Annotated in this window: 7 protein-coding genes; all 7 read right to left on the bottom strand. The window is 44.2% G+C overall.

The genetic code is table 11. The features are described from left to right. Window positions 1–72: 72 nt before the first annotated feature. The 7 genes from rho to gatC all read right to left on the bottom strand — a co-directional run bounded on the left by rho (window position 73) and on the right by gatC (window position 8,947). A complete protein-coding gene (gene rho, locus A5294_RS04520) occupies window positions 73–2,043 on the bottom strand; it encodes a transcription termination factor Rho (RefSeq protein ID WP_004574201.1) in 1,971 nt (656 codons plus the stop codon). 339 nt (window positions 2,044–2,382) lie between these two features. Continuing rightward, on the bottom strand, window positions 2,383–4,002 hold the full coding sequence (locus tag A5294_RS04525) for an NAD(P)/FAD-dependent oxidoreductase (RefSeq protein ID WP_032835339.1): 1,620 nt from the start codon (window positions 4,000–4,002) through the stop codon (window positions 2,383–2,385). Between the two features lie 91 nt (window positions 4,003–4,093). Next, the gene (locus tag A5294_RS04530; protein ID WP_004105898.1) at window positions 4,094–4,408 is read right to left on the bottom strand and encodes a DUF2469 domain-containing protein; all 315 of its coding nucleotides are present in this window, start codon (window positions 4,406–4,408) and stop codon (window positions 4,094–4,096) included. Next, on the bottom strand, window positions 4,408–5,316 hold the full coding sequence (locus tag A5294_RS04535) for a GNAT family N-acetyltransferase (RefSeq protein WP_064340577.1): 909 nt from the start codon (window positions 5,314–5,316) through the stop codon (window positions 4,408–4,410). The genes A5294_RS04530 and A5294_RS04535 overlap by 1 nt, the downstream gene beginning before the upstream one ends. 256 nt (window positions 5,317–5,572) lie before the next feature. Beyond that, the gene (gene gatB / locus A5294_RS04540) at window positions 5,573–7,072 is read right to left on the bottom strand and encodes an Asp-tRNA(Asn)/Glu-tRNA(Gln) amidotransferase subunit GatB (protein WP_064340578.1); all 1,500 of its coding nucleotides are present in this window, start codon (window positions 7,070–7,072) and stop codon (window positions 5,573–5,575) included. A 33-nt stretch (window positions 7,073–7,105) separates the two neighbouring features. Next, the gene (gatA, locus tag A5294_RS04545; protein WP_004105890.1) at window positions 7,106–8,647 is read right to left on the bottom strand and encodes an Asp-tRNA(Asn)/Glu-tRNA(Gln) amidotransferase subunit GatA; all 1,542 of its coding nucleotides are present in this window, start codon (window positions 8,645–8,647) and stop codon (window positions 7,106–7,108) included. A 3-nt stretch (window positions 8,648–8,650) separates the two neighbouring features. Beyond that, window positions 8,651–8,947 carry an Asp-tRNA(Asn)/Glu-tRNA(Gln) amidotransferase subunit GatC gene (gene gatC, locus A5294_RS04550; RefSeq protein WP_004105888.1) on the bottom strand — a complete coding sequence of 99 codons (297 nt, stop codon included), beginning with the start codon at window positions 8,945–8,947 and terminating at the stop codon, window positions 8,651–8,653. Window positions 8,948–9,132 lie beyond the last annotated feature (185 nt).

The raw sequence follows: 9,132 nt of genomic DNA on the forward strand, positions 1-9,132 counted from the left end.
ATATAAATAAAATTATTGCCCCTTGGTAGATAATCCAAAGGGCAATAATTTTAATTCCTTACGAAATAAGAACTACGCAATAGTCGTAGAAGAAGAATTATTCGTAGCAGTGCCAGTTTGTTGAGTTATAGCAGCTAAGAAATCACGGTTTGAAGCAGTTTTCTTCAATCGAGGAATCAAAGTCTGATACGCTTGCTCTGCCTCAAGACCACCAAAGAGACGGCGCAAACGATAAATAACTGGCAAATCTGCAGCTGGAGTAATTAACTCCTCGCGACGAGTTCCAGAAGCATTAATATCTACCGCTGGGAAGAGACGCTTATCAGCCAAATCTCTACTCAAGCGCAATTCCATATTTCCAGTGCCCTTAAACTCTTCGAAGATTACTTCATCCATCTTAGAGCCAGTTTCAACCAATGCAGAAGAAATAATCGTCAAAGAGCCGCCGTCTTCAATATTTCGAGCAGCACCGAAGAACTTCTTTGGTGGGTACAACGCTTGAGCATCAACACCACCGGAAAGAATACGACCAGAAGCAGGAGCTGCAATATTGTAAGCTCTAGCCAAACGAGTCATAGAATCAAGCAAAACCACAACATCCTGGCCAAGCTCAACCAAACGCTTAGCGCGCTCAATAGCAAGCTCAGCAACAGTAGTGTGATCTGTTGCAGGACGATCGAATGTAGAAGAAATCACTTCGCCTTGCACAGTACGTTCCATGTCGGTAACTTCTTCTGGGCGCTCATCTACAAGCACAACCATAAGATGCACTTCAGGATTATTTGTAGTAATTGCATTTGCAATATTCTGAAGAGTAATGGTTTTACCAGCCTTTGGTGGCGACACAATCAAACCGCGCTGGCCTTTACCAATTGGGGCAACTAAATCAATAACACGTCCCAACATGCGATTCGGAGTAGTTTCTTGCTTCAAACGCTCCTGCGGATATAACGGCGTCAACTTAGCAAATTGCGGTCGAGACTGAGCTTCTTCAACGCTCATTCCATTAATGCTATCGATTGTTTGCAAAGGAACAAACTTTTGGCGCTGATTTCGACGATCGCCTTCGCGAGGAGCACGAATGGAGCCTTGAACTGCATCACCCTTACGTAAGCCATATTTTTTAATTTGGCTCATTGAAACATAAACATCGTTAGGACCAGGCAAATAACCAGAAGTGCGCACGAATGCGTAAGATTCTAAGACATCAACAATTCCAGCTACTGGCACGAGCTCTTCCTGAGGCTCTTCACGACGAGGCTCGCGTAAATCATGCTCTTCGCGAGCATCGCGCGCATCACGTGCATCGCGATCAAGACGAACATTGCGATCGTTACGATCTTGACGTTCTCCACGCTCAGCACGACGTTCATCACGATCTTCACGTTCTACTCGATCCATGCGTTCTGAACGATTCTGCCGATCTGAATAATCTGAACGAGACTCATCGTAATCACGTGCACGACCGCGCATACGACGCTGGAAACGATCAGCACGATTTTGTTGTTCTTCTCTATCAAAGTCACGAGAAGCTACACGCTGACGACGCGGTTCACCCTCTGCATGAGAATCTTCACCAGGCAATGTTGCCAAAATTTGATCCAACTCATGCGAGTCCATACCATCTTCTCTACGATCGCGATTATCATTACGATCTTCTGAGGAACGACGACGCTGGAATGTATTATTACGATTCGCATCGCGTCGATAATTTTTATTCCCAAAATCTTCTTCGTCTCTATAGCGACGATCTGAAGTAGCATTGGGAACCAAAACTTCTAATGCTTCTAAATCACTATTGTCTTTCGATGATCCAGCATCTTCTATATCTGTACTAGTATCTGCAGTTTTATTAGGATTTACAACATCACGAGGAACACGAACACTTACACCTGCAGGCGCTTCTCCCCCATTACGAGCAGCCGTCAGTGTAGCCACCAACTCAGGCTTACGCATTGTAGATGTTCCGCGCAAACCCATCTGTTTTGCAAGATCTTTCAATTCTGAAAGCTTCATTTTTTCAAGATTCTGGCCTGTTGCCACAATTTTACCTTTCCTTAACTCACACGGAATAGAGCCYNGKCWMKTCTTTACATGGAAGATTACGGAAAAATCCGTCACGAACTCGCTGCCATTTCATAACAATTCATATGTACATAACAACGAACATTATGTATGCTACTACAGCTATACGACGCTGTACAACGCGACGCGCCATAGTATTTAGTATTTTTTATTACAATTTTTATAAAGCTTTTAAAGCGATATTAGAATAAACAAAAAGCGCCAATAATATGGGTAACACCCAGTATTATTGACGCTATATCGCTAAATTATTTGCGCTTTAAAATCAAACGCTCAAATTTATACGAGAATTAATTACTACTTCTTTTCGTGATACGACTTTTCAGTGTTAACAGACCACACGTTCTTCTTAGAAGTTTCTCCAGTTCGGATATCTTCTACAGCCTCAATAGCAGTTGCCATTGAATGATCTTGGTTATTATAACGATGCTGTCCATTGCGACCAACACAATACAAATTGCCGAAGCCATCAAGATAATCAATCAATTCAGGCATCTGAGCGTATGTGTCAAAGTAAGCAGGATATGCCTTTGGCACTCGCTCACGATGAGAATCAAGAACGTCTTCCTCACCATTGATAACCTGCATACGAGTCAACTCGTCAATAGCCATCTTACGAGCATCATCATCACTCATATTCCAGAAGTCGTCGCCTTCTTCGCAGAAGTACTCAAGACCGATCCAAACAGTGTTATCAACATCCTTAACGAGATATGGGCTCCAGTTGTTGAAGATTTGCAAACGTCCGACTTTATATCCAGGATCCTGCACGTAAATCCAGCAATCAGGAACAATAGGAGGATTACCAAGCGTTGGAATAGTGGTAGTATTACGCAGACGCACGCGCTTAACAAGCAAGCCTACAGTCACAAAATCGCGATAAGGCAAACCCTTGGCAACGCGTTGCATTTCTGCTGGAACTTCAGCCTTTTCGTCACCATCTGCACCCTGCTCAAGAGCAGCTACCAAATCCTTAATTGGCATAGAAGATATAAACTGGTCGGCGTGCAATTCTGAACGCTCTCCATTTGCATCTTCAACTACAACACTGGAAATCTTTCCGTCTGCTTGCTTAATAGCAACTACCTTTGCGTCTGTGCGCACAGTAGCACCGTTTTCGCGGCAACGGCGCTCAACTGTTTCCCATAACTGACCAGGACCAAGCTTTGGATACCAGAATTCCTCAATTAATGAGGTCTCTACTTCCTTCTTCTTGCCTTTTTTCTTAGGGAAAAGCTTGGAAAAAGCATTCTTCAACACTTCCACAATGCTCAAACCCTTAACGCGCTGAGCACCCCAATCGGCAGAAATCTGGCTTGGATGCCTACCCCAAAGCTTCTCTGTATAGCCCTCAAAGAACATGGAATAAAGTTTCTTGCCGAAACGATTAATGTAGAAATTCTCAAGATTAGTTTCTGGCAATTTGTGAATCATAGACCACAAATAGCTGAAGCCAACTTTCATTGTCAAAATAAAGCCCATAGAGCGCAAGGTTGCTGCAGAAAGAGAAATTGGATAATCAAAGAAATGATGATTCCAGAAAATACGAGAAACGCGATGACGCTTCAACATCACTTCATCTTCAACTTCAGGATCAGGTCCACCTGCTTCCAAATCGTGATGACGACCAAGCTTTTTATCATCATATGAAGGCGCACCCTGGAGAGGCAGCATTTCACGCCACCATTGCATAATACGGTCATCTTTTGAGAAGAAACGATGACCGCCGATGTCCATACGATTGCCGTTATACTTCACAGTACGCGAAATACCGCCAAATTCACGCGTGGCTTCGAGCACTGTTACGTCGTAGCGGCTAGATCCACCATCCTTAACGAGTTCCCAGGCTGCCGTCAACCCTGCCGGACCGCCACCAATAATTACCACAGATTCCTTTGGGGATTGTGTATCCGTCACTTGTCCTCCATCTTAATACATCAAATTTTTACGAAAACACTTTGCGTGCTAGGTAAGCAATTTCTATATATCCTTATTGAGCATACGCGCATCACGCGATAGATTCAGGAATGTCAATGTCTGTTTTCTGTACTTCTTCAACATTTACATCTTTAAAAGTTACTATTCGGACATTTTTAACAAAACGCGAAGGGCGGTAAACATCCCATACCCAAGCGTCTGTAAGTTGAACATCAAAATAAACATCCTGACCTGCTGAACGCACATTAAAATCGACTTTATTGGCTAAATAAAATCGTCGCTCTGTTTCTACGACATAAGTAAAAAGCTTAATAACATCACGGTATTCTTTATATAACGCAAGTTCTGCATCGGTTTCATAGTTGTCGAGATCTTCGGCGCTCATTACTTACCTTCCGTATTACGTTTGCGTCCACGACCTATAATGCGCCACCAAGCTTTTTTTGATGAACTTCCTTCAGAGACGTTTGCATTGTACGGCCATGCTTCATCAAGATTATCACGATGCACAGGTATAGCCACAGAATGTTCATGCGCGCTCAAAGCTTCGATTACACCAGGATTTTCTTCAATAACGTGTAGACCAAACGCATCCAGCGAACGAATGGCATCATATTCATCTACAAGAGTGTCCATTACAACAAAATCTTGATATTTTTGATTTTGAGCATCCCATAATGCGTCTCGCGCAGTGCCGGTTTTTACAAATCCAAGAGATTGATACACAGAAAGTGAGCGAGTATTAGTTGCCGGAACTCCAACCCAAATTCTATGCAACCCTAGACCAGTCGGCTCTGATGCAAAAGCATAAGTCATAACTCTAGGCATTGCGTCGCGCGAATAGCCTCTTCCTCGATAATTTTTGCCTAAAACAACTTGAATTCGAGCACTGCGAGACCATCCGTCAATATCTATAAGGAAAATCATGCCAATAATGTCACCAGAAGCGTTATTTGAATCATCCAAAACATCAGGAACAATCGCCCACGCAATAGTGTGACGCAATTGAACATCGCCAGCAAAACGACAAGATTCAGAAGGATTTTCACCAATAAGACTATCTTTAGTCCATTGCATTGAGCTTTCAACCCACGAATGAACCATAGAACGCTCTGAATTAGCATCCTTTCCAGTAATAACTGCAGCACCATCAAATGCGCACAAATCATCCATTCTTTGAAAATCATCGCACGTAGCTGGACGAAGGTGCGCCATCTCTCCACGAATTTGAGGAATTACTATAGATTTTGGTAACTCGCGAGAGTTAATAACACCATCATTGGTTTGTTGCATAGTCACCTACTTGTATTGTGCCTTTGAAAATTAAGCCCTTCGCATAATTCTCACATCGCATAATATATGATAATCCAGAAGACGAAAAATGCCTCGCAATGTTGATAAATAGTAAATTCTGCGCACCTGCTACACAAACAAATCTGATTTGAGTATGCAGCAAGTACGCAGCACTTACTTTTGAATATTGATTACGCTTTTACGTTTATACATTAGCGTTATCAAATATTAAATTTTTCAGCCTTTACGGCACTTTTCAGCCTTTGATTTTTGCCATCACAATCTTAGTAACAGCCTTAGCATCAGCCTGACCTTTAGTTGCACGCATAACAGCACCAATAATTGCACCCATCGGCTTCATATTTCCAGCCTTAAGCTTTTCTGCAACTTCAGGATCAGCAGCAAGAGCAGCGTCAACAGCAGCTTCCAAAGCACCGTCGTCGTTCATAACCTTAAATCCGTGCTTCTTAACAACTTCATCAGGCTTACCCTCGCCAGCCAAAACGCATGCAACAGTTTGCTTAGCGAGCTTATCGTTAAGATTGCCGTCTGCAATTAGCTTTTCAACTTCAGCCACATCTTGCGGAGTAATAGGCAATTCTTCCAAAGTCACGCCACGAGTGTTTGCTTCGCGAGCAAGCTCACCAAGCCACCACTTCTTAGCACCTGCCGCACTTGCGCCAGCCTTAACGGTTTCTTCAACCAAATCAAGAGCATCTGCGTTCAAAATATCGCGCATTTCAAGATCGCTAATACCCCATTCGCTTTGCAAACGGTTACGGCGCTCACGAGGCATTTCCGGCATTTGCGCCTTCATTCGCTCAATATGCTCTTTAGTGATGTGAAGCATAACCAAATCAGGATCTGGGAAGTAGCGATAATCGTCAGCATCCGACTTCACACGACCACCAGCAGTGGTCTGAGTTGCCTCATCCCAGTGACGAGTTTCCTGCAAAATCTCGCCGCCTTCGCTCAAAATAGCAGCCTGACGACGAATCTCATATTGGAGCGTCTTTTCAATACCGCGGAATGTGTTCACATTCTTAGTTTCTGAACGCGTACCAAATGGATCGGTTGGCTTGCGACGGAGCGAAACGTTCACGTCAGCACGCATATTGCCCTGCTCCATACGAGCGTGAGAGATGTTGAGAGCGCGAACAATATCGCGAATAGCACGCATATAAGCACCAGCAATTTCTGGAGCGCGGCTACCTGCACCTTCGATTGGCTTAGTTACAATCTCGATTAAAGGCACACCTGCACGATTGTAATCAACCAAAGAGTGATTTGCGCCTTCAATACGGCCGTCAGCGCCGCCAACGTGAGTATTCTTACCAGCATCATCCTCAATGTGAGCACGTTCAATCGGCACACGGAACACGGTGCCGTCTTCCAGCTCAACATCCAAGTAACCGTTGCCATTAGTAGGCTTATCGTACTGGGAGATCTGATAATCGCGAGGCATATCTGGGTAGAAGTAGTTCTTACGAGCGAACTGGCTCCACTCAGCAATTTCGCAATGTAAAGCCAAACCAAGCTTAATTGCATAATCAACTGCAGTCTTGTTTACAACTGGCAAAGAGCCTGGCAAACCAAGGCTTACAGGAGTTAGCTGAGTATTTGGCTCACCGCCAAAAGATACTTCTGCTGGGCAGAACAGCTTCGTACGAGTGCAAAGCTCAACGTGAGTTTCCAAACCGAATACTGGATCGAATTGCTCAACAGCATCGGCATATTTCATAAGTTTTTCAGCCATTAGATATCCTTCTTACTTAAGCTTTACTTCACTTTACTTAGCCAATGAATCGAGCCAACCAGCTTTAAGCGACTTCCAAATTGGACCGCCCCACTGCTCTTCGAGCGCTGCTTCCAACGCTGCTGCAGGCTTGTACATCTTTTCATCGTGGCATTGCGGAGCAATAATCTGAATGCCAACAGGCAAACCGTCGTCGCTTAAGCCAGCTGGGAGGCTCAAAGCAGGAACTCCAGCCATGTTTGCAGGAATTGTAGCAATATCGTTCATGTACATAGAAAGTGGATCATCCATCTTCTCGCCAAACTTAAATGCCGTTGTAGGGCTTGTTGGAGAAACAAGAACATCTACTTTCTTAAACGCTTCTTCAAAATCGCGAATAATAAGCGTACGAACTTTTTGTGCAGAGCCATACCAAGCATCGTAGTAGCCAGCGGAAAGTGCGTAAGTGCCGAGAATAATACGACGCTTTACTTCGTCACCGAAACCAGCTTCACGAGTTGCAGCCATCATATTTGCAGCAGTCTGAGGCTTGTCTGCTGGTGGCATGACGCGCAAACCGTAGCGCATACCGTCGTAGCGAGCCAAATTAGAGCTAACTTCTGAAGGCATAATAATGTAATAAGCAGCCAAAGAGTAAGGGAAGTGAGGGCAAGAAACTTCCGTAACCTCTGCGCCCATATCCTTAAGCAATTGCACAGCTTCATTAAAGCGTGCTTCAACGCCTGGCTGGAAGCCTTCACCGCTAAGCTCCTTAACTAAACCAACCTTCAAGCCCTTCAAATCACGGCGAGCGCCCTCACGAGCAGCTTGAGCCATTGGAGGAACAGGAGCTGGAATAGAAGTAGAATCGCGCCTATCGTTACCGCCGATAATTTCCTGCAAAAGCGCAGAATCAAGAACGGTACGAGAAACAGGTCCAATTTGGTCGAGAGAGCTTGCCATAGCGATTGCACCAAAACGGCTAACACCGCCATAAGTTGGCTTTGCGCCGACTGTACCAGTTAAAGCACCTGGCTGACGAATAGAACCACCAGTATCTGTACCCAAAGCAATAGGAGCTTCGAATGCAGCAACAGCTGCAGCTGAACCGCCGCCGGAACCACCAGGAACACGCTCAGTATCCCAAGGATTGCAAGTAGTTTGATAAGCAGAATGTTCTGTAGAAGAACCTTGAGCAAACTCATCCAAATTAGTCTTGCCGAGAATTGGCATGCCAGCTGCTTTGAGCTTTTCAATAACAGTAGCATCGTAAGGTGGAACCCAGCCTTCGAGGATCTTCGATGCTGCAGTAGTAGGAATGCCCTTAGTGACAATCATGTCTTTAATGGCAATCGGCACACCAGCCAACTCAGGCAATCCTTCAGTCTCACCCTTAGCGTTCTTAGCATCAAAAGCATCTGCCTGCTCAAGAGCAATATCTGCAGAAACATGCAAAAATGCCTTAATTTCTGGCTCTGCAGATTCAATGACTGCCAAGTGAGCTTCAACAAGTTCACGGCTAGAAACTTCTTTAGCTTTTACAGCCTTTGCCATATCGGCAGCAGAAAGTTTTACCAAATCTTGAGTATTAGTCATGTTTTATTCCTCCCCCAAAATTCGAGGCGCTACAAACATGCCAGACTCACTTCTAGGAGCATCCGAAAGAGCTTCTTCTTGAGTCAAAGGTGTAGCAGGCTCATCTGGACGCAAATAAGCTTCCAAAGGCACTGGATTTGCAGTAGGTGGCACATCTTCGCCAGCAACTTCCTGCACTTTATTAATAGATTCTGCAATGACGTTTAATTCGCCTTGCAAGCGACTGATTTCTTCGTCGCTTAAAGCAATCTGGGACAAAACGCCCAAATGCTCAATTTCTTCGCGTGTGAATGTAGGCATAACCTCAACTATATGTGTGATACGTGACCTTCGTTAGTAGAAAAAAGCAATGTGGATAAAAGCTTTATGAGAGTTATTTGTTGATTATTTTTGTTTTATTGAGAAAGTGTTAGGAATTAATTTTTTGAGACTGCAGCAATTAAAAATTGCGCATGCGTAACACTAAATAATACTCGCACAAATAT

It is taken from the genome of Gardnerella sp. 30-4, assembly GCF_001641215.1.
Classification (GTDB): Bacteria; Actinomycetota; Actinomycetes; order Actinomycetales; family Bifidobacteriaceae; genus Bifidobacterium; species Bifidobacterium leopoldii.

What these genes read in the sequence shown, in the direction of transcription:
- A5294_RS04530 (WP_004105898.1), bottom strand. Translation starts at nt 4,408, where the DNA reads ATGAGCGCCGAAGATCTCGACAACTATGAAACCGATGCAGAACTTGCG.
- gatC (WP_004105888.1), bottom strand. Translation starts at nt 8,947, where the DNA reads ATGCCTACATTCACACGCGAAGAAATTGAGCATTTGGGCGTTTTGTCC.
- gatA (WP_004105890.1), bottom strand. Translation starts at nt 8,647, where the DNA reads ATGACTAATACTCAAGATTTGGTAAAACTTTCTGCTGCCGATATGGCA.
- A5294_RS04535 (WP_064340577.1), bottom strand. Translation starts at nt 5,316, where the DNA reads ATGCAACAAACCAATGATGGTGTTATTAACTCTCGCGAGTTACCAAAA.
- gatB (WP_064340578.1), bottom strand. Translation starts at nt 7,072, where the DNA reads ATGGCTGAAAAACTTATGAAATATGCCGATGCTGTTGAGCAATTCGAT.